Raw genomic sequence first — 20,586 nt, forward strand, 5'->3', positions numbered from 1 at the left:
TCTCCTCCTCAGATGCGACGGTCGCAGTTTTGCCAGTAGGCATCGCGAATAAGACGGCGAACCACTTTGCCGTTGGGGTTCTTCGGTAGTTCGCTGACAAAATCCACAGCACGGGGTTTCTTGAACCCGGCCAGGTTTCGCGCGCAGTGTTCGATAACCTCGAGCTCACTGAGTGCGGTGCCCGGCTTGAGTACGATGACGGCTCGCACCGACTCGCCCCACTGCTCGTCCGGCACGCCGACGACCGCCGCCTCGAAGACTTGAGGCAAGTTGTAGAGCACCTGTTCGACTTCCGTCGGATAAATGTTGAAGCCCCCGGAAATGATCATTTCCTTCTTGCGGTCGACGATGAACACATAACCCTGATCATCCACCGTCGCCAGGTCGCCACTTAGGTAGTAACCATCGCGCATGACCTCGGCGGTGAGCTCTGGCGCGCGCCAGTAGCCCTGCATGATGTCCGGTCCCTTGACCACGATCTCGCCGATTTCGCCCGGCTTCACATCCTGGAAGTCCTCGTTGACCACCCGCAGGTCGGTCTCGAAGTAACAGCGCCCGCAGGAGGCGAGGCGTCGATAGTCGCCGTTTTCGCACAGGTGGTCCCGCTCGGTCAGTACCGTGACCAGCGAACAGGTTTCGCCGGCACCATAACCTTGTGCCAGGATCGGCCCGAACACTTCGATGGCGCGCTTGACCAGAGAAGGTGCCATCGGTGCAGCGCCGTACATGACCAGGCTCAGGCTGCTGAGGTCGTAGCACTCCACGCCCGGGAAATTCACTATTCGGTTGATCATCGCGGGCACCAGGAATAACCGGGTGACGCGTTCACGCTGAATGCTTTCGAGCAGCAGTTGATCGTCGTAGCGTTCCAGCAACAGGTTGCAGGCGCCAACCGCCAGCAACGGCATCAACTGCATGCCGCTGGCATGGGTGATCGGCCCGACGTGGGCCATGACATCGCCCGGCGCGGCACGCCGGGTGGGGCTGGCGATGCTCTTGCGGATCAGCGCCTTGCGATTACCGACGCTGAGCATGGCGGCCTTCAGCACACCGGAGCTGCCGGAGGTGTAATGCAACACGGCCAGGGCGTCGTCCGACGGGTCGCAACTGACCGGTTTATTGTCGCCTTGGCTCAGCAGTGCCGAGTAGGCGACATCACCGCCCTCATCTCCCAGCGCCACGATCAGACGCAACGCGGGGACCTGAGCCCGGCGGGCAGTCAAGGCCTGGGCAAATACAGGCGTGGTGATCAGCGCGACGCTGCAAGAGTCGTTGATGATCTGGATGACCTCGTCCAGTGACAGGCGCGCATTGACGGGCACCTTCACCAGGCCGGCCTTATAGAACGCGACTTCGGCTTCGACCAGTTCAACCCGGTTCTCGGCGAGGATGGCGACGTGCTCGCCAAGGGTGATGCCCAGGCCCAGTAACGCCGAGGCAAGCTGGTTTGTACGCTGTTCAAGCTGAGCGAAGGTCACTCGCGTGTTGACATCAATGACGGCCATTCGCTCAGGCCAATACTTGGCACTTCGACTGATTATTTTTCCAAGGTTCACGTTGTTGTTCTCGTCGACAGTTAAGACCGGAACGATCCTAAACAGCGGCGCAACGGCAAACGTAATATCAGTTCTTGATGCCGGGTATAGCGGTTTTAGCTGGCTCTACTTGTCGTCTCAAACGCCCGCGTAGCCATGCCAAAGTGTTATGGCAACAATCCAAAGACGCTATTTGTGAGCGGATCCGCCGCCTACCTATTATCCCTCGCGACCGACAACGAACCAGCCAACGGCAGTCAATCGCCCGGATGTTCGTTCAGTTGTCCCACCCCCTCACTCTCTAATAAGCACAATAAGAGGTTAAGAGTGAACGCTATCCTTGCCCACCGGTTTCGCTCATCACTGCTACTACTGTCGTGCAGTCTTCTCGTCGCACCCGTTGATGCCATGCAATTTGAACTCGGTGAAATTGAAGGCCAATTCGATTCGGCACTGGCATTAGGTGTCGGCGTCAGCACAGCCAATCCGGACAAGCTGCAGGTGGCGGCCGCCAACGGCAATGACGGGCGGCGTAATTATCGATCCGGGGATGTGTTCTCGACGATATTCAAAGGCACCCATGACCTGGAACTCAAACTCGACAACCTGGGCATATTCGTGCGCGGAACCTACTGGTACGACACGGCGCAGCGCGATCACAACCAACGCTTCAAGAACATCGACGACAACAATCGCAAGACATCGGCAAAGACCGCAGGCTCCCAACTGCTCGATGCATTCGCCTATTACTTCTACGACATAAACGGTGAGCCAGGCTCGGCACGCTTGGGTAAACAAGTGGTGAACTGGGGCGAGAGCATTTTTATCCAGGGCGGTTTGAACGTCGTCAACCCCTTTAACCAGGCCGCGCTGCGCCGACCAGGTTCGGAGGTCAAGGACGCGCTGGTGCCGGTCAACTTGCTGTACGTGACACAGAACATCAACGAAGCACTGTCCTTTGACGCCTTCTATCAATTGGACTGGGAACAGACGCAACTGGACAATTGCGGCACATTCTTTTCGGGCAATGATTTCATACCCGAAGGTTGCGAGAGCCTTGACGTCGGCGGTCGGCAGGTCAACCTCTCAGCGGCAAATCGAGGCCTCGGGCCATTCGGCGTGGTCATGAACGAGGAAGGTGTACGCATTCCTCGAGCGGGCGATCAGGATGCTCGCGACAGCGGCCAGTGGGGCTTGTCGATTCGCTGGTACGTCACGCCGCTGGATGCCGAGTTCGGTGTTTACGCCGCCAACTATCACAGCCGATCGCCTTATCTGGGAACGGTCAGCAGCCCCTATTACAGCAATACCGGTTTCGCTCCCCAGCTGTGCAGCAACCTTGGGGTGCCATCGGCCGGCTGCGGCGCCTTTCTGGCTTCCAGTTCAGGCCAGTCCCTGGCAGGCGCGTTGCGCATGGGCACTTCCCAGTATCTCGCACAATACCCTGAGGATATCCGCCTGTACGGCGCGACATTTTCCACCACCCTGCGCACCGGCACGGCGCTTCAGGGCGAGCTGAGCTATCGCCCGAATATGCCCGTGCAACTCAATGGCACTGACGTGCTGCAATCGCTGCTTAACGCCAACGGTCGCAGCCCTTTGTCCGAACCCGGGCAGCGACCAACCACCGACTCAACATTGTTCAATGGCTATCGGCGCAAGGAAGTCACCCAGGCGCAGGTCTCGGCGATGCACTCTTTCGGCCAGGTCATGGGCGCCAATCAAGTGCTGCTGGTCGGTGAGATCGGCGCCACCTATGTCGGCGGCCTTGAGGGGAATAACGGACCACGCTATGGCCGCTCCGGGGCCTATAACAATGGCGAGCTGATAGACAACAACGTCTGCCTGTCGATCTCGAACAGCCCTGAATATTGCAACGATGAAGGCTTCGTCACACCGTTCTCCTGGGGGTATCGGATGCGGGCGACCTGGAGTTATTCGGGCGTGATGCAGGGGCTGGACCTGCGACCCAACCTGTCCTGGTCGCATGACGTAAAGGGTTACTCGCCAGGCGACGGCTCGGCCTTCAACGAAGGTTCGCGCTCCGTCAGCCTCGGCCTGGACGCTACGTTCATGAGCAAGTATTCGATGAGCCTGTCTTACACCGATTACATCGATGGCACCTACGGTACGCGTGGCGATCGCGACTTCGTTTCGATCGGTGTCGGTGCCACCTTCTAAGCGTAAAGGAAACCACAATGCCCAAATGTCCCACCCAGCCCGCATCTGCCAAGTCCACAGCCAATCTCGTACTGGGGGTAGCGCTTCTGCTCAGCAGCGCAACCTGTCCGGCTCTCGCGGCAAATGCCCCGACCGATAACGGCGTCATGCAAGGTTTTCCACCTGCACTGGAGTTTCGTGTGAACAAAGTCAACGCCTTCCAACCGCCCTTCCTGCGCTGGTCAATGCGTCACGCCCGTGAAGTGTCCGCGACGCGCAGCATCGGTCGTGCTGCCCACCCCCTGTCGTTGCTCGACGCTGCAACGCGCGATCTCGACCAGGTCACTTTCAAGGCCGGCGAAGAGGACCTGACACTCGCCCGTTACCTGCAAGATACCTCGACCGATGGGCTGATCGTGCTACAGCGCGGCAACGTAATCTTTGAGCGTTACCTTGAAGGATTCGAACCCGGCCAGCCACACATCTGGGCTTCGATGACCAAATCGGTCACCGGCCTTTTAGCGGCACAGTTCATCGCCGAAGGCACGCTCGACCCCCAGGCGAAACTGGCCAGTTATGTCCCTGAATTGAGCGGTACGCCATTCGGCGAGGCCACGGTACAGGCCAACCTTGATATGCAGGTAGCCGTGGCATACCCCGAAGCGGTGCCACCTGACCTCGGCCTGTTCGCCGCGACCGGGTTGATCCCGCGTAACGCAACAATGCCCGGCGATATCTATGCCTTTCTGAAAATCGCGCAAATGACCCCTGGCGAAGGCAGATTTTTTTACCAGAACGGTTCGCCCGAGGCGATGGCCTGGGCCATGCGGCGTATATCCGGAATGAATTGGGCGCAACTGGTCCAGCAACGCATCTGGTCGCGCTTCGCCGAGGAAGATGCCTATGTCCAGATCGACGAATTGGGCACCGAGATGGCCAGCGGCGGCATCAGCAGTAACCTTCGCGATACTGCGCGCTTCGCCGAACTGGTACGCCGAGAGCTGGCCCGAACGCCGAGCAGCGACAGTTTCAACCAGGCCGTGCGCAGTACTTTCCAGCCGGGTGACCCAACGATTTTCGCTCAAGGCAACCTCGCCCCAGGCCGGCCTGGCTACGCCTACCGCAACTATTGGTTTCAGCGAAATGATGGTGAAGGATCGGTGGAGGCCAGTGGACGTTTTGGACAAAAAATCTACATCAACCCGAAGCGCGAGGTCGTCATCGTAAAATTGTCCTCCACCGCCGACCAAGCCAGGCGTGCCACCAGTGCCGATGGCGAAGCAAAGGTTGCTGCCCGGGTGATCGATTCACCGGTTACGTTCAACAACATGGTCAATGCGGTATTGGCGCAGTTGAGGGACTGAAATCCGGGTATGGATGATGGGTTGGGGAGTTGCTTTTTCGGCAGGTAGCCATTGGTCGGTTGCGGGTTTAGTGATAACCAGGGCAAATGAATCCGTCACCTTTCTTCTTCCTCACCGGCGAACAAGGCGGCACCCTACGCGCCGCCATCGCCCAGCAGGGCCAATTCGGTAAGGTGACGCGCGCCATTCACAAAATCCACAGCTGTTACCACGAGCATCTGGATGTAGAAGCCCTGGCCCAGGAAGCGCAGATCAAAAAAATAGATCCGTCCCCTTTATTGTTAATCAGAACCAACTCGCCCTCGAAGCCGCGATCATGGAACTAACGCTTTGGGTTGAGCAGCATGGCTCAGCGGAGGTTGCCGGTAACGTGCGCGGTGCTTTGGACACAATCAGCAAGAATGAAGAGTTCATCAACATGACGCTTGCGGTGCTCATGACGCGCGAATTACACCGATCGCCCGTGAGGGCAAATAGCAGGAGTTTCGCCCCCCTACCCCTGACCTCGTAGCATCGCAATATCCCTCTTAGGGGGTACACCAAACAGACGGCTGTATTCCCGGCTGAACTGAGAGGGGCTTTCATATCCGACCTTGAAGGCCGCACCGGATACATCCTGGTGCTCATTGAGCATCAATCGCCTTGCCTCATTCAGTCGCAGCCACTTTTGGTACTGCAAGGGGCTCATTGCGGTGAGTTGGCGGAAGTGGTGGTGAAAGGTCGGCGCACTCATCTGCACACGGGCCGCAAGTTCATCGACGCGAAGCGCCGAGGTGTAATTCAACTTCAGCCAATCGATGGCTTTCGCGATCCGATAACCTTGGCCATCGACCGAAGTTATTTGTCGAAGCCGGCTCGCCTGATCACTCTGCAAGAGACGGTAGTGAATCTCGCGTTGGATCAAGGGGGCGAGAACAGGGATGGACTCCGGCTCTTCGAGCAGTGCCAATAAGCGCTCGAATGAGGCCAGTATCGCAGGGGACACTGAACCAATTCCTACCCCCTTCGCAACGGATCGATCACGGGTCGGTGGCAGGTCACTTTGCGCTATCAACTCAGCCAGCATGCGCAGATCGAGTTTCAACGTCAGCCCTAAGCACGGTTGTTCCGGACTTGCCGTCAGCACTTCTGAATTGGCAGGCAAGTCCAATGAGGTAATCAGAAACCGCGATGTGTCATAAAGGTAGCCCTCGCCACCTACCCACAGCTGTTTCTCGCCCCGGGCGATGAGGATGATGCTTGGCTCAACCATGCAGACGATGGGCGGTGCTGGATGTTCGCGCCTGAAGAAGCCGAGACCTGTAATGGCCGTTCCGTAATCCCCTGGTTTCGAGATCTGCGCGGCGATGAACTGCGCAAGCCTTTCTTGTGGCGATGTCTGTTGAGGAGCGCGGTCGTATTTGATCGTCATGTTCGTCTTGTACCTCTTCACTGAACTCTAACTCGCCAGCACCTGTCCGTCCTGCCAAAAAACAGAGACTCATAGAATCAGGCAAGTAATCAAGCGGAATGCACTACAGAGAGCATTGGTAGACCGGGAAAATGTCCATCCGACAAATCCTTTGAGGTCTCTCCCATGCTTGTACAAGCCTATGGCGCTCACGCTGGCGACAAACCCCTTGAACCGTTGCAGATCAACCGCCGCGAACCGGCAGCCCATGATGTTCAGATCGATATCGCCTTCTGTGGCATCTGCCATTCGGATTTGCACCAAGTGCGCGCTGAGTGGGCAGGCACGCAATTTCCTTGTGTACCTGGGCACGAAATTGTCGGTCGCGTATCGGCGGTGGGTGCACATGTAGCGGATTTCAAAGTCGGCGACCTGGTTGGTGTCGGCTGCGTTGTCGACAGCTGTAAGCACTGTGATGACTGTGACACCGGCCTGGAAAACTATTGCGATGAGATGGTTGGCACCTACAACTTCCCGACACCGGATGCACCTGGCTGGACGTTGGGCGGCTACTCGCAAAATATCGTGGTGCATGAGCGCTTCGTGTTGCGCATTCGACATCCCGAGGCTCAACTAGCTGCCGTCGCCCCTCTGCTGTGCGCGGGCATCACCACCTACTCTCCTCTGCGTCACTGGAACGCCGGCCCAGGAAAAAAAATTGGTGTGGTCGGAATCGGTGGCCTGGGCCACATGGGTATCAAACTGGCTCATGCGATGGGCGCCCACGTCGTGGCGTTCACCACCTCTGAATCCAAGCGCGAAGCAGCAAAGGAGTTAGGCGCCGATGAGATCGTTGTATCGCGCAACCCTGAAGAAATGGCTGCACATACCAAGAGTTTCGACTTCATTCTCAACACCGTCGCAGCCCCAAACGATCTTGATGCTTTTTTGGTTCTGCTCAAGCGCGATGGTGCGCTGACGCTAGTCGGCGCGCCGGCTTCGCCGCATCCGTCACCCAACGTGTTCAACCTGATCATGAAGCGCCGAACCATTGCCGGCTCGATGATTGGAGGTATACCTGAAACACAGGAGATGCTGGATTTCTGCGCCGAGCACAACATCGTAGCCGACATCGAACTGGTTCGAGCAGACCAGATAAATGAATCCTACGAGCGAATGCTCAAAGGTGACGTCAAGTATCGCTTCGTGATCGACAACTCCACATTGGTTGGTTGAACGCTCTGATCCTAGAACGCAAACGGACACAATCCAAAAGGAAGAAATATCGGATGAACAGATTCTTTCTCGCCCTGTGGCTGCTAATCGCCTCTTTCTCATCAATGGGAGCTGATATGTCTAACGGTGCTGACAACTTCTACAAGAGCGATAAGGTGACCGCTGAAAAGGTGACCTTCAAGAACCAATACAAGATGAACGTGGTTGGTAACCTCTACATACCCAAAGGAATTGACCCCAAGGCCAAGAGCCCCGCGATCATCGTTGGACACCCAATGGGCGCCGTCAAAGAGCAAAGTTCTAGCCTCTACGCTCAAAAACTCGCCGAACAAGGTTTTGTAACTCTTGCGATTGATCTGTCTTTCTGGGGTGAAAGCGAAGGCCTGCCACGCCAGGCAGTATCACCCGACATCTATGCTGAGGACTTCAGCGCTGCCGTGGACTTCCTGGGCACGCGGTCTTTCGTTAATCGTGAGCGCATCGGCATCATTGGCATCTGTGGCAGTGGTGCCTTTGTAATCAGTGCAGCCAAAATTGACCCTCGCCTAAAAGCAATTGCCACGGTCAGCATGTATAACCATGGTGACCTATACCGCAAAGGGCTTGATAATTCGACGACTCCGGAGCAGAAGCGCCAAGCATTGGCAGAGGCAGCAGAACAGCGTTATGTGGAGTTCACTGGCGGCCCGACTAGATACACTTCAGGAGCTCCGCTGAAACTGACCGGAAACGCCATCGGCGATGAGTTTGTGGATTTCTATCGCACACCTCGCGGCGAAGTAACCCCTGCCGGTGCAACGCCGCAGACTTCCACCATGCCGACGCTGACCACCAATGCGAAGTTCTACAATTTCTACCCGTTCGAAGACATCGAGACCATTTCGCCACGTCCGCTTCTGTTTATCACCGGCTCCGAGGCTCACTCCCGTGAATACAGTGAAGATGCCTACAAGCGTGCAGCGGAGCCTAAAGAACTGGTCATCATCCCTGGCGCCAATCACGTCGATCTCTACGACCGGGTCAACCTCATTCCATTCGCCAAGTTGACCACCTTCTTCAAAAGCAACCTGAAGTAGCCTGATCGGTGCCCTGGCCGGGCATCGCCTCTCTCGTAGCCTCGTCTTCGGGGCAACGACGCTTCGCGCAATACAGGATTCAAACAATGACTGATCACTCCCTCCCAGTGCCCCATAAATCATGGGGCGCCGTATTCGCCATGTCTCTTGCCGCCTTCGTGCTAGTGGCATCGGAGTTCATGCCCGTCAGCCTGCTTACACCGATTGCCTTAGATCTGCACATCACCGAGGGGCAAGCCGGCCAAGGAATCTCCGTATCGGGACTGTTTGCCTTGTTCACCAGTCTTCTGATCGCGTCGGTGGCTGCGCGGGTCGACCGCAAACCGCTGCTCATTTCGCTGACACTGCTTATGATCCTTTCTGGGACAGTTGTCGCGTTCGCCCCGAACTACTGGGTGTTCATGATCGGGCGCGCGCTGATCGGTGTTGCGATAGGTGGCTTCTGGTCATTGTCGGCGGCAACCGCCATGCGCTTGGTGCCTGATGACCAGATCACTCGTGCCATGGCAATCGTCAACGGCGGCAACGCTTTGGCGACTGTGATAGCAGCACCATTGGGCAGTTTTCTCGGCGCCTTGATTGGCTGGCGCGGTGCATTTTTGTGCGTCATCCCAGTCGCGATAGTCGCCTGTGTCTGGCTGTTGTTAAGCCTTCCGGCAATGAAATCGCACAGCGATTCAGGCGCTGGCAACGTCTTCAGGTTGATGAAAAACGTACCGGTCGCGTTAGGTATGGTGGCGGTCAGTGTGTTTTTCATGGGCCAGTTCATGCTGTTTACCTATTTGCGCCCATTCCTTGAAACGGTCACTCATGTCAGTGTCTCCATGCTGTCGCTGATGTTGCTCGTGCTGGGTCTGGCGGGCCTTGCCGGAACCTTCCTGATTGAAGCGTTCTTGAAAAATAACCTGCATCGAACCCTCATCGTCATCCCGATCTTGATGGCGATGATTGCACTGGCGCTTGTTTCATTGGGTAGCTCGGCGACCACCACGACCGTCTTGCTTGGCGCATGGGGACTGGTTGCGACTGCAGCGCCCGTGGGATGGTGGACATGGCTGGCGAGAACGCTGCCAGACTCAGCTGAAGCGGGAGGCGGATTAATGGTGGCGATCATCCAACTGGCAATCGCCTCTGGGGCAACCGTTGGCGGGCTGGTCTTTGACTTTAGCGGCTATCGAGCGACCTTCGAGTTGAGCGCAGCCTTGCTGGGCGTGGCAGCCGTTCTTGCCTTCCTGGCTGCACGCGCAGCAACGCGGGAGTCTTCTGCATTGGCGAACATTGCTTGAAAACAACCACAAGACACGCCAACGCATGTCTTGTGGTTTCGGTTGAGCATACGCTCGGAGGTTGGACGTGACTGTCAGCGTGCGCTGTCGATGATTTGATCTTCATCCGGAGTAAGGCTGTAACCCGTACATCAGCCTTGCATAATCGAGCTCCACGCAGCCTTCGCAAGAAAATCGCGGTACGCTTTCGGACTTTTTTTGACCCTCCCGGAAAGCCAGGCACGTGAATAGCTTTCCGTCGATCCGATGATGAGAGACGGTATAAGCTCTGTGGGAAGGTGACTGAACTGCTCTTTTCGGCCCTCGATACTCATCCAGTCCAGCAGTTGCTTGTTGCGTTGTTTATTGCGTTCGAGCAATTCGTCTTTGAAAGGCCCGCTTGAAACCGCATAGCGACTTTGGAACATAAAGCGAGCCCAATCCGGTTGCTCATCCACCCATTCAACGTAGCTATAAATCAGTGCCGCGACACCAGTTTGAGCCGTCTGCGCGTCTTTTAAAAAGCTATCCCGGAGCGCTGCTTGATCTTCTAAAGCAGCGAAAAAAAGAGCTGCCACTAGACCTTCTTTATTGCCGAAGTGATGGTAGATAGCCCCCACGCTCGTTTCGCATTGAGCCCGAATTGTCTCAATGTTTGTGGCCTCGATTCCTACCTCGTTAAAGCAAGCAAGCGCTTGACGCATGATGGTGCGTTTGAGCTCACTGCGCCTTCCGGGATAGATACGCTCGATTAGATCAATGGAATGCATAAGAGAAACGCCAAATAAACTTAGTTTATAGGTTGGACGCCCCGCAGAGAAAGCGCAGCTTGACAGACTTCAGAAATACAGAATATTGTTCCGTTACAGAATTTTATTCTGCAACCTGACCAATGAGGTATCTCATGAGCCAAGCTCTAAGCATGTTCAATAGCGTAGGCCCTGCCGCGTTCAGCAATATGGCCTGCCAGATGGCGCCTTACTTCAGCACGATCGCCCCTGAAATTTCTGAGCTAAGCCCAGGCCATGCAGTCGTCAGCGTGCCGTTTCGCAAGGAAATCACCAACCATCTGGCGTCTGTGCACGCGATTGCCCTGTGCAACGCAGCCGAGCTAGCGGGCGGAATGATGACTGACGCTTCGATTCCTTCAGGCGCCAAATGGATTCCGAAAGGAATGACTGTTGAATATCTGGCAAAAGCAAAATCTAGCATTCGCGCGGTTGCTGATGGCAGTGGTATTGATTGGGAAACCGCCGGCGACAAGTTCGTCCCGGTTGATATCTTCGACGAGGGCGGCGTGAAGGTTTTCACTGCCACAATCACGATGAATGTAAAAATCGTCTAAGCTGTAGCTGCCGTTCGCGATGGGCAGCTATGGCCAAATGCACTAGCAGTAAATCCGAGCACCTGCTGCCCTTCCCTCACATTTCTACCTGAGTTCCCAATTCAATCACTCTGTTCAGTGGCAATTTGAAATACTTCAAATTGCTGTTGGCGTTCTTCAACAGAAACGCGAACAGGCTCTCTCTCCAGCGCGCCATACCAATGCGCTTGGTGGGGATCACCGTCTCCCGGCTGAGGAAATAGGTCGTGCGCATCGGGCTGAAATCCAGCTCATTCAAGTGACAGAGACTCAAGGCCAAGGGTACGTCAGGCTCTTCCATAAAACCGAAATGGAGACTGACACGGAAGAACCCTTCGCCATAGGCCTCTACCTCAAACCGTCGATCAGCGGGTACCCGAGGGCTGTCTTCGGACACTACGGTGAGCAACACCACCTGCTCGTGCAGCACTTGGTTATGCAGCAGGTTGTGCAAGAGTGCATGGGGAACCGCATCGGCCCTGGCCGTCAGAAAAACCGCGGTGCCTTGCACCCGATGCGGAGGCTGTGAACGAATGCTGCTGATAAACAACGGCAGAGGCAGCGCGGTCTCGTCCAGACGCTCGACGATGATCTTTCGCCCCCGCTTCCAAGTGGTCATCAAGATGAACAGGCCGATACCGGCAATGACCGGGAACGCGCCCCCCTGGAATATTTTCGGCGCATTGGCCGCGAAGTACAGGCTATCGACCAGCAGAAAGCCGAGCAGCATCGGGATGGCCAGCCAACGTGGCGTTTTCCAGAGGAGCAGCACGACAGCCGAAGACAGAATGGTGGTGATCAACATGGTGCCCGTCACAGCGACCCCATAGGCAGCTGCCAATGCACTGGACGACTCGAAACCGATCACCAGCAGCACCACACCAACCATCAACGCCCAGTTAACCGTGCCGATGTAGATCTGCCCCTGCTCCTGGCTTGAGGTGTGCTGGATAAACATCCGAGGGACGTAGCCTAGCTGGATGGCCTGGCGCGTAAGGGAGAAAGCGCCGGAGATCACGGCTTGAGAAGCGATAATGGTCGCCAGTGTCGAAAGCGCCACCATCGGCAGCAGTGCCCAGCTCGGCGCGAGCAGATAGAACGGATTGCGTACAGCTTCCGGACTCTCAAGGATCAGGGCACCCTGGCCAAAATAATTGAGCACCAGCCCTGGCAACACCAGAAGGAACCAGGCACGGGAAATCGGCTTGCGGCCAAAGTGACCCATGTCGGCATACAGTGCCTCTGCACCGGTCAAAGCCAGCACCACGGCACCCAAAATCGCAACGCCGATGCCTGGGTGAACCATGAAAAACTGCACGCCCCAAGCAGGATTGAGGGCTTGTAGCACTTCCGGGCGTTGCAAAATCCCGTAGATTCCAAGTGCACCCAACACCACAAACCACAGCACCATCACTGGGCCAAAGAGGATGCCGATACGCGCCGTTCCATGCTTCTGGATCAGGAACAGCGCCACCAGCACGATCACCGACAAGGGCACCACCCAGTGCTCTATTCCGTCAAACGCCAGCTGAAGCCCCTCAACCGCAGAAAGCACCGAAATTGCCGGGGTAATCATGCTATCCCCGTAAAACAGTGCTGCCCCGAACAGACCGAGCAGAACCAGCACCTTACTCATGCGCGGAATCGGCGCTGCCGCACGGCGAGCCAAGGCGGTCAACGCCATAATGCCGCCTTCGCCCTGGTTGTCTGCTCGCAGAATGAATAACACGTATTTGATCGAGACGACCCAGATCAGCGACCAAAAGATCAACGACAGAACGCCTAGCACGCCGTCGTGATTGACCTGAACACCATAGTGACCGGAAAACACTTCCTTAAGCGTATAAAGGGGGCTGGTGCCGATGTCTCCGTAAACGACGCCGACAGCAGCGACGAGCATGCCCACGCCTGACGTTTTGGTTGAAGAGTTTTCGTGTGCAAGGGTCGCTGTTTCACTCAAGGCGGCATCTCTCAGTTAACAGGGAATAACTGCACGCCATCCTTGGGCAATACACTTTTCCACGGCCCTTGAAAAAGCCAGGCTCATGGACGTTATAAAAAACGCCGCCAGTATCGTTGCGGGCAGAAATGCTGACCGTAAAGAAAGCGTAAAAAAGTTGCAGCACCACAGCAGGAATCTGGCTTTATGCGCTCCCGGTTCGCGGAACAAAACCATCGCGTAGGGTTCATTTTCTCAATGGCAGATGTCACGCCGCGTCGAGGAAATCCATGCAGTGGCTAGGCCGGTGAATTTCTTCAGTTGATCGCGGTACGCTGATTGCCGTTGCCCCACAGACCAGATGTCCACTCAAACTAAATGAGGAAGTACGGGGATGCGAATTATCGGGTTCATGGCGGTTGTGGCGCTCTTCGGTGCGACCTGCGTGGTTGCCCAAGGTGTTCACCAGGAACCCCGGCAAACCAAGGCGGACATCACGACCGACTACGCTGACGGGTTTTCCGGTGGCCCCGATTATTGGGACGTCGCAAACCTCTCAAGCGGCGAAACTCTCAACGTGCGCAGCGAGCCCGGTGTCGGCAAGCAGATCGTCGGCGCGCTAGTGATCGGCGACCGGGTACGCAACCTGGGCTGCAAACCGGTGGGTTCCAGTCGTTGGTGCCAAATCGAGGCTGGCCTCAAGCAGAAGTTTACCGGTTGGGTAAACGGCAGGTATCTGCGCGAAGCCGCCGGCCCACCATAAGGTGCCACTTCCAGCAGCGCTGCCACGGGCTCGCTGCCTTGCGCGACAACGCTCGGTCAGTCGAGCAGCGTTTTGCTCTTCGTCATAGTCAGGCTCAACAGTACCGAAACCAATATGATGCCGCCGACAGTCGCCAGCGACCATTGGATCGGCACGTGCCACCACGGCGCGACCAGCATCTTGCCGCCGATGAACACCAGTACGATGGCCAGGCCATATTTGAGCAAGTGGAAGCGGTAGGCCAGGTCGGCAAGCAGAAAATACAGTGCGCGCAGGCCCATGATGGCGAAGATATTGGAGGTGAATATGATGAAGGGGTCGGTGGTGACGGCGAAGATAGCCGGGATGCTATCGACCGCGAAGACCAGGTCGCTGGCCTCGATCAGTACCAGCACCAGGAACATCGGCGTCGCCCAGCGCAGGCCGTTCTGGCGTACGAAGAAGCGCTCGCCATGAAAGCCATCGGTGATGCGAAGATGGCTACGCAGCCAGCGCAGCAAGGGGTTCTTTTCGAGGTCTGGCTGCTGGTTGGCGAAGATCAGCATCTTGATGCCGGTGATGATGAGGAAAGCACCAAAGACATAGAGTAGCCAGGCAAACTCCCGCACCAGCCAGACACCGGCGAAAATCATACCGGCGCGCATGATGATGGCGCCGAGCACGCCATAGAGCAGGACGCGGCGTTGCAGCTCTGGCGGCACGGCGAAGTAGCCGAAGATCATCACGAAAACGAACATGTTGTCGATCGACAGCGACTGCTCGATCAGGTAGCCCGTCAGGAATTCGAGCGTTGTACGCTGGGCGATTTCGGCGCCGAACATGCTGCGCAGATACCACCAGAGCAGGACGGCGAAGACCAGCGCCAGACTGATCCAGGCGATAACCCAGGCCAGCGCTTCGCGCACCGAAACACGATGCGCCTTGCGCCCGCCGAAGACGAACAGATCGAGGGCCAGCATGGCAAGGACGAATACGATGAAGGCGGCCCACATCCAGGGTTGGCCGACGCTGATGGCGGTCATTGACTGTCTCCGCATGAAGCAGCAATAGGCTGGAGGAGTCATGCTAACGAGCCTGTTACATCAGCAAAAATCGTTTATTCATTGCCAATAGTTCGTTTTTTACGAAGTGTTGATTCAGGTGCTCAACTGCCGGCAATCGCATTGGTTGTGCTCCATGGTCAAGGCGGGTGGCATGGCCCGCGGTTCCAGCGGCCCCGTTTACTGCGCGGTCGTGATGAAAAGGTCTGCTATATCCTTCACCAGCCCTGGCAACTGGCAAGCCGGTGATGCAGGCGTATATTGACAGTGTCGATCCAGGTAGTGAGGCGATAAAAGATCGCCAATGGTGGGACAAGCGAAAGTGCTGGGGGCGCTAGCCAACAACCCAGAACGTTTGGAGGTGTCACATGAGGCAGTATCAACGACTCTTTCTGATCGCAGGTCCGACCATGCGTCACTCGCCGGCGATGGAGCGGGCAATCGCACTGGCCGACGCCACAGGCGCAGCGCTGCACATCGCGGTGTTCATCGAAGACTTCGACCTTATGCGGTTAATGAGCAACAGTGAACAACTTCGCGAGAGTTGCCGGCAGGAGAACCTGCAGTGGTTGGAGGATGAAGCCGGACTCATGCGCAGGAAGGGCATCAATGTGACCACCGAAGTTGCATTGCCCCGTGACCCGCTGCAACAGATCCTTGAGCATGTGGCTGAAATGCAGCCGGACCTGACTATCAAGGACGTACATCATGAATCAGCGCTCAAACGCGTATTCGTCACGCCTTTGGATTGGCAGTTGTTGCGCGAATGTCCCACGCCCATACATCTGGTCAGCGAAGTCAGGTGTCCGCTTCCTCGGGTAATCGTGGCAGCGGTTGACCCATCGCATCCAGAGGGTCAGATCAGCGGAATCAACGACAGTGTCATTCAGGCGGCGAACGAATTGGCGACGCAGTGTGACGCTGAATTGCACCTGCTGTATGCCTATGAACTGACACACACACATTTCTCTGATGCAGGTGCTGGCGCCGTGACGATGCCAGGCTTCAGCAACGACGTGCGCCGGTCACTCGAAAAATGCTTCATTGCCTTGGCGGCGCGCCACGGCGTGCCACCTGAGCGACAACACTTCATTGCAGGACCGCCAACCAAAGCAATGGCCGACTTTGCCACTCATACTCGAGCGGACGTCTTCGTGATGGGAAATACCCATCACAAAGGCGTGGACAAGCTGGTTGGCAGTACCACGGAGCATGTTCTGTATCAGGTGCCTTGCAGCGTTTTGGCCATCAAGGGAGAAACGGATGCCTGAAGAAAAAACCGCCACTATCGCAGCCGGCTGTTGGTGTCGATGTGGTTTTGACCCAAGCTGCTGACTTCAGCTGACCCTGGGGCGGTCTCCAGGAAGACACGCAGATCGAGCCTTCAGCGGCCGCTGCTGAGTCGGGAGATGGGCCAGCGATAGCGCGGCGTGCGGACAATTCGCGCCTCTGGTTTACGCCCTGGCGCTGCATCGCTGTGAGCGTCGATAACCAGGAACCTGCGTCGCTTCGGCAGACTCGGCCGGTCGTTTGGCGACGTACGGCAACTCACCTTTTAGCGTCCACTGCCGATAAGTTGGTGTGCAAATGAGTTGTTCTCACCGACTGCCGGGAATTTATGCCTAACGATCTCCCCACTATTTCTTGTTCCCCAACCAATCGTTCAAGCGTGGCCCTGACCCGCGCTTCGCTGTTCAAGTTTGTTGGTCTTTTGGCAGGCGTGTTTTTGCTCGCGTGCGCCTCGCTTGTTTATCTTGCGCAAAAACTGGATGGAGCGGAGGAAGTCAAGAGTGCGTTCTACACCAGGAAGGCCGTGCAATCGTTGGAAAATTCGCTGCGCTCTACCGTCAAGGATTACGCATTCTGGGGCGATGCTTACAAGCACTTGCACACTGAAGTAGACACCGACTGGGCGTATGTACGACAAAATATCGGCACCACTCTTTACACGGACTTCGGATTCCGCGGCTTGTTTGTCGTCAATGATCTCAATCGCACCGTTTATTCCGTGGTCGACGGGGAGAAGGTGTCAGTTGAAGCAGAACAATGGCTCGAGCAGTCCATCGACGCGATTCTCGACAAGGCCCGCGAGGGAGCCGAATCCGAAACGCCTACCACTACGTTCGTCAATATCGGAGGGATACCCGCCCTGATCGCTGCAGCAGCGATTACCCCGGGAACCGATCCGACGGTTAAAACTGATGACAGATCGGCGTCGGTGCTGATTTTCGTGGATCCGTTGGACAGCGCCAAACTTGCAGCGATGGGTCGGGACTTCGGAGTGGAAGGCCTGCACTTGGCCACTGCCGATGATATTCACTCGCAATCTGTGTACCCCTTGGGTGAAACCGGCGCCGCAGGCAGTCTGCACTGGAGCCCGCACAGGCCAGGTCTGCAATTGCTCGCACTCGGGCTGCCCCTTGTGGGGATCGCTGCGCTGTTGGTGTGCCTGATGACGTGGGTCATCTTGCGTCGAACCACCGCCGCTGCGCAGGCACTTGATGCCAGCTATTTATCGCTGCAATGCAGTCAGGCCGACCTCGCCACCAGTGAGGCGCGCTTTCGCGATGTCGTAGAGGCCAGCTCGGACTGGGTCTGGGAAATGGACGGTGGCTGGCACTTCACTTATCTGTCAGAGCGGTTTGAAGAGGTCACAGGCCTTTCCCGGGAGGCATGGATTGGTGCGGCAATGGATGATCTGTTGCGCACTGAGCTAGGCACGGTCTCTCAGTGGCTCAGTATTCCGAATCGTCGGCCGGACATCAGCGTGCAGTGTCGTTACCTGGATACAAATGGCCAGGAACGAATCACCCGTCTATCAGCGCGAGCAATGGCGGGAGGAGGATTCCGGGGAACGGCAACCGACGTTACGGAGGAAGTCAAAGCTCGCCGTCGAATCGAATTCCTCTCACAGCATGACGCCCTGACCGGCCTGCCCAACAGGACCCGTCTCCAAGAGTTTCTGGATGGCAAACTCAAAGCTGTGCCGACGGTGGAACAACCCTTGGTCATGCTAAGCCTGGACCTTGATCGATTCAAACCGGTCAATGACCTGCTAGGACATGCAGCAGGCGATCTGGTGCTCAATCAGGTCTCGAGCCGTTTGGCAGAATGCGTTCGCCACGGAGACCTTGTCGCCCGTATTGGTGGGGACGAGTTTGTTCTGATACTCACCGATGTCGGTTCCCAGGAGGAAGTCGAGACCCTTTGTCGCCGTCTGATCGAGTCCGTCGAGCAACCGATAGAGGTCAGTGAACAAGAGGTGTTTGTCAGCGCCAGTATTGGCATTGCCATGGCACCCAACGACGCATGCGAGGCGAGCGAGTTGCTACGTTATGCCGATATCGCGTTATACGAAGCAAAGGCCGGAGGACGTAACACCTGGCGTTTTTATGCGGGAGACATGAACGCCAGAATTATTGAGCGGCGTCGTCTGGAAAGTGATCTGCGCTTCGCGATCAGGAATGGAGAACTTCGACTGCATTTCCAGCCGCGCTATCGGATCTCGGACGGAGAGATGGTCGGCGCCGAAGCGCTGGTACGGTGGCAACACCCTGAGCGCGGTTTGATAGCGCCGGATACTTTTATTCTCATTGCTGAAGAGTCCGGGCTGATTCTTTCCTTGAGCGACTGGGTCATCGACACGGCCTGCCGTTGCGCCGCAGGGTGGCCGGAACATTTGTTTGTATCGGTCAACCTTTCACCTAGCGAATTCAAGCGAGGCAACTTGGTGGAACGCGTGCAGAAAGCGCTGCACGACTCCGCAATCGACCCTACCCGGGTGGAGTTGGAGATCACTGAAAACGTCATGCTCGAAGATGCCACCGGCGCACTGGAACTCATGCGTACATTGAAGCGCCTGGGCGTGCGAATAGCCATGGACGACTTCGGCACGGGTTATTCATCACTGAGTTATTTGCGCACATTCCCCTTCGACGGCCTGAAGATAGACCGCAGTTTTCTGAGCAAACTGGTAGAAACAGATGATCAGTCCATCATCCAGGCGATCGTGGGATTGGGCCGCGCCTTATCGCTCACCGTGACGGCAGAAGGGATAGAAACCGCCGAGCACTTGAAGTTGCTCAAAGCGGTATCGTGCGATGAAGGCCAGGGCTTTTTTCTGAGTCGGCCTCTTGAAGCCGACGACTTCAACGTGTTGGTGAAGGCCAGAAAAAGTACAGGCTCCCCGAGCAGGGTTTGAAGCGCGGCCCTGCGTCGGCGAGCTCGCTCCTTCAGGGTTCGTCGTGCTCAGGGTTTGCTCATTTTTCTGCCTTGCGTGGATCATCATGGCTATCGATGTATTCAAGCCCCAGCGGCCCTGTGCCGTAAACCTGCGAGATGTACTCTCCTGACTTCGCCCAATGAAAGTGCGGCGTATTGGCCGGCAAAATCACGACGCTTCCGGGGCCATAAGCAACCAGTTTGTCCGGATCAAAAACAGTGCCAAAGCCGATATAGAACACCCCGGACATGACGGTATAGATACGATCTTCAGGATGGGTATGGGGCATCAACCGGGTGCCATTCGGCACTTTGACTCGCACCACGTAAGGTGCCGGCTTACTGGGGTCGCCAGCCACGACAGCGAGTTTCACTTCTTTCGGGAATGCGGGAAAACTGCGCCATTCCACCTCTTCATTGTGTAACGCAGCCACTTTATCGAGTGGCAATGGTTGTGCCTGAATAAAAGGCGCGCCTGCGCTTGCGACAAAAAGTGCCGCCAGAGAAGCCGTTTTGAGAATGCTCTGAATCATGAGAGACACCTTGGCGATGCAGTGGACATATCGACGGGCTGACTCTATTCGTGATTGGCATTGCTGATAATGGCGCGGCCGCGCAATACAGATGATCCACGATGTAATCAATGTGCCGACGAAACCGCGTTTGCCAGGGCGCGCCTCATCATCATGCTCAGCGTAGTCACGCCGTACGCCCTATCAATACTGTCGATGTTCACCATCACGGCAATGAAGTTCTCTTAAAAAATCCGCGGCGTAACATTGGCTCCATACCAACCAAATACACCCCCGGAGCACACGATCATGAAACGCCAAACCATCCTCAGCATCGCTTTCTCGGTTTTCGCAATCAACGCTTTTGCCGCGACTTCTGTTCAACCCGTCGTCGCTGAAGGCGGCTCGGATCGTCTGATCGAAAGCCGTGTGGCTGAAGGTGGCGCTGATCGCCTGCTGGAAAAACGCAATGCTGTAGCGGCTGATGGTTCGGATCGTTTGAAAGGTAATGAAGTCGCCGCCGATGGCTCCGACCGCCTGCAAGGCAACACCGTCGCCGCTGACGGTTCCGACCGCCTGAAAGGCAACGAAGTCGCTGCCGATGGCTCCGACCGCCTGAAAGGCAATGAAGTCGCTGCCGATGGTTCCGACCGCCTGAAAGGCAACGAAGTCGCTGCCGATGGCTCCGACCGCCTGAAAGGCAATGAAGTCGCTGCCGATGG

General features: G+C 56.5%; 16 protein-coding genes and 1 pseudogene. 11 read left to right on the forward strand and 6 right to left on the reverse strand.

Annotation, left to right across the window (positions count from 1 at the left end):
- Positions 1 to 8: 8 nt before the first annotated feature.
- Positions 9 to 1,556 carry an AMP-binding protein gene (locus D8U73_RS15830; protein WP_130905059.1) on the reverse strand — a complete coding sequence of 516 codons (1,548 nt, stop codon included), beginning with the start codon at positions 1,554 to 1,556 and terminating at the stop codon, positions 9 to 11.
- Positions 1,557 to 1,691: 135 nt separating this feature from the next.
- On the opposite strand from D8U73_RS15830, the gene D8U73_RS15835 reads away from it, so the two are divergent.
- The 3 genes and pseudogenes from D8U73_RS15835 to D8U73_RS15845 all read left to right on the forward strand — a co-directional run.
- Positions 1,692 to 3,716, forward strand: coding sequence for a DUF1302 domain-containing protein (locus tag D8U73_RS15835; protein WP_347239000.1), 2,025 nt, complete (start codon positions 1,692 to 1,694; stop codon positions 3,714 to 3,716).
- Between the two features lie 179 nt (positions 3,717 to 3,895).
- Positions 3,896 to 5,059, forward strand: a complete 1,164-nt coding sequence (locus D8U73_RS15840) for a serine hydrolase (RefSeq protein WP_241668529.1) — start codon at positions 3,896 to 3,898, stop codon at positions 5,057 to 5,059.
- 110 nt (positions 5,060 to 5,169) lie between these two features.
- Positions 5,170 to 5,313: pseudogene (locus tag D8U73_RS15845) on the forward strand (AraC family transcriptional regulator); the annotation flags it as partial.
- Positions 5,314 to 5,552: 239 nt separating this feature from the next.
- Here the strand turns inward: D8U73_RS15845 and D8U73_RS15850 are convergent.
- Positions 5,553 to 6,470: an AraC family transcriptional regulator gene (locus tag D8U73_RS15850; RefSeq protein WP_130905062.1), complete on the reverse strand. Its 918-nt coding sequence runs from the start codon at positions 6,468 to 6,470 to the stop codon at positions 5,553 to 5,555.
- Positions 6,471 to 6,635: 165 nt separating this feature from the next.
- On the opposite strand from D8U73_RS15850, the gene D8U73_RS15855 reads away from it, so the two are divergent.
- The 3 genes from D8U73_RS15855 to D8U73_RS15865 all read left to right on the forward strand — a co-directional run bounded on the left by D8U73_RS15855 (position 6,636) and on the right by D8U73_RS15865 (position 10,047).
- Positions 6,636 to 7,685 (forward strand): NAD(P)-dependent alcohol dehydrogenase, encoded by a 1,050-nt coding sequence (locus D8U73_RS15855; RefSeq protein ID WP_130905063.1) that lies wholly within the window; start codon positions 6,636 to 6,638, stop codon positions 7,683 to 7,685.
- A gap of 53 nt (positions 7,686 to 7,738) precedes the next feature.
- On the forward strand, positions 7,739 to 8,761 hold the full coding sequence (locus D8U73_RS15860) for an alpha/beta hydrolase (protein WP_130905064.1): 1,023 nt from the start codon (positions 7,739 to 7,741) through the stop codon (positions 8,759 to 8,761).
- An 86-nt stretch (positions 8,762 to 8,847) separates the two neighbouring features.
- Positions 8,848 to 10,047 (forward strand): MFS transporter, encoded by a 1,200-nt coding sequence (locus D8U73_RS15865; protein WP_130905065.1) that lies wholly within the window; start codon positions 8,848 to 8,850, stop codon positions 10,045 to 10,047.
- A gap of 131 nt (positions 10,048 to 10,178) precedes the next feature.
- Here the strand turns inward: D8U73_RS15865 and D8U73_RS15870 are convergent, their stop codons facing one another.
- Complete coding sequence (locus D8U73_RS15870; protein ID WP_130905066.1) at positions 10,179 to 10,796, reverse strand: TetR/AcrR family transcriptional regulator; 618 nt, start codon at positions 10,794 to 10,796, stop codon at positions 10,179 to 10,181.
- Positions 10,797 to 10,930: 134 nt separating this feature from the next.
- Here D8U73_RS15870 and D8U73_RS15875 point away from each other — a divergent pair, with 134 nt between their 5' ends.
- Positions 10,931 to 11,371, forward strand: coding sequence for a hotdog fold domain-containing protein (locus tag D8U73_RS15875; RefSeq protein ID WP_130905067.1), 441 nt, complete (start codon positions 10,931 to 10,933; stop codon positions 11,369 to 11,371).
- A 76-nt stretch (positions 11,372 to 11,447) separates the two neighbouring features.
- Here D8U73_RS15875 and D8U73_RS15880 read toward each other — a convergent pair whose 3' ends face one another.
- Positions 11,448 to 13,349, reverse strand: coding sequence for a potassium transporter Kup (locus tag D8U73_RS15880; RefSeq protein ID WP_130905068.1), 1,902 nt, complete (start codon positions 13,347 to 13,349; stop codon positions 11,448 to 11,450).
- A gap of 373 nt (positions 13,350 to 13,722) precedes the next feature.
- Here D8U73_RS15880 and D8U73_RS15885 point away from each other — a divergent pair, with 373 nt between their 5' ends.
- Positions 13,723 to 14,091, forward strand: coding sequence for an SH3 domain-containing protein (locus D8U73_RS15885; RefSeq protein WP_130905069.1), 369 nt, complete (start codon positions 13,723 to 13,725; stop codon positions 14,089 to 14,091).
- Positions 14,092 to 14,147: 56 nt separating this feature from the next.
- Here D8U73_RS15885 and D8U73_RS15890 read toward each other — a convergent pair whose 3' ends face one another.
- On the reverse strand, positions 14,148 to 15,113 hold the full coding sequence (locus tag D8U73_RS15890) for a TerC family protein (RefSeq protein ID WP_056856799.1): 966 nt from the start codon (positions 15,111 to 15,113) through the stop codon (positions 14,148 to 14,150).
- Positions 15,114 to 15,499: 386 nt separating this feature from the next.
- Between D8U73_RS15890 and D8U73_RS15895 the strand changes: the two genes are divergently transcribed.
- Both D8U73_RS15895 and D8U73_RS15900 read left to right on the forward strand, forming a co-directional pair.
- Positions 15,500 to 16,402 (forward strand): universal stress protein, encoded by a 903-nt coding sequence (locus D8U73_RS15895; protein WP_130905070.1) that lies wholly within the window; start codon positions 15,500 to 15,502, stop codon positions 16,400 to 16,402.
- A gap of 347 nt (positions 16,403 to 16,749) precedes the next feature.
- Positions 16,750 to 19,332, forward strand: coding sequence for an EAL domain-containing protein (locus tag D8U73_RS15900; RefSeq protein ID WP_130905071.1), 2,583 nt, complete (start codon positions 16,750 to 16,752; stop codon positions 19,330 to 19,332).
- Between the two features lie 58 nt (positions 19,333 to 19,390).
- Here D8U73_RS15900 and D8U73_RS15905 read toward each other — a convergent pair whose 3' ends face one another.
- Positions 19,391 to 19,885 (reverse strand): cupin domain-containing protein, encoded by a 495-nt coding sequence (locus D8U73_RS15905; protein WP_056856802.1) that lies wholly within the window; start codon positions 19,883 to 19,885, stop codon positions 19,391 to 19,393.
- A 288-nt stretch (positions 19,886 to 20,173) separates the two neighbouring features.
- Between D8U73_RS15905 and D8U73_RS15910 the strand changes: the two genes are divergently transcribed.
- The coding region (locus D8U73_RS15910; protein WP_130905132.1) for a hypothetical protein at positions 20,174 to 20,586 on the forward strand (413 nt) is incomplete at its 3' end.

It is taken from the genome of Pseudomonas sp. Sample_22 (assembly GCF_004307635.1).
In the GTDB taxonomy this organism is placed as follows: domain Bacteria; phylum Pseudomonadota; class Gammaproteobacteria; order Pseudomonadales; family Pseudomonadaceae; genus Aquipseudomonas.

What these genes read in the sequence shown, in the direction of transcription:
- D8U73_RS15890 (WP_056856799.1), bottom strand. Translation starts at nt 15,113, where the DNA reads ATGACCGCCATCAGCGTCGGCCAACCCTGGATGTGGGCCGCCTTCATC.
- D8U73_RS15860 (WP_130905064.1), top strand. Translation starts at nt 7,739, where the DNA reads ATGAACAGATTCTTTCTCGCCCTGTGGCTGCTAATCGCCTCTTTCTCA.
- D8U73_RS15855 (WP_130905063.1), top strand. Translation starts at nt 6,636, where the DNA reads ATGCTTGTACAAGCCTATGGCGCTCACGCTGGCGACAAACCCCTTGAA.
- D8U73_RS15870 (WP_130905066.1), bottom strand. Translation starts at nt 10,796, where the DNA reads ATGCATTCCATTGATCTAATCGAGCGTATCTATCCCGGAAGGCGCAGT.
- D8U73_RS15875 (WP_130905067.1), top strand. Translation starts at nt 10,931, where the DNA reads ATGAGCCAAGCTCTAAGCATGTTCAATAGCGTAGGCCCTGCCGCGTTC.
- D8U73_RS15905 (WP_056856802.1), bottom strand. Translation starts at nt 19,885, where the DNA reads ATGATTCAGAGCATTCTCAAAACGGCTTCTCTGGCGGCACTTTTTGTC.
- D8U73_RS15885 (WP_130905069.1), top strand. Translation starts at nt 13,723, where the DNA reads ATGCGAATTATCGGGTTCATGGCGGTTGTGGCGCTCTTCGGTGCGACC.
- D8U73_RS15900 (WP_130905071.1), top strand. Translation starts at nt 16,750, where the DNA reads ATGCCTAACGATCTCCCCACTATTTCTTGTTCCCCAACCAATCGTTCA.
- D8U73_RS15865 (WP_130905065.1), top strand. Translation starts at nt 8,848, where the DNA reads ATGACTGATCACTCCCTCCCAGTGCCCCATAAATCATGGGGCGCCGTA.
- D8U73_RS15850 (WP_130905062.1), bottom strand. Translation starts at nt 6,470, where the DNA reads ATGACGATCAAATACGACCGCGCTCCTCAACAGACATCGCCACAAGAA.
- D8U73_RS15895 (WP_130905070.1), top strand. Translation starts at nt 15,500, where the DNA reads ATGAGGCAGTATCAACGACTCTTTCTGATCGCAGGTCCGACCATGCGT.
- D8U73_RS15835 (WP_347239000.1), top strand. Translation starts at nt 1,692, where the DNA reads ATGCCAAAGTGTTATGGCAACAATCCAAAGACGCTATTTGTGAGCGGA.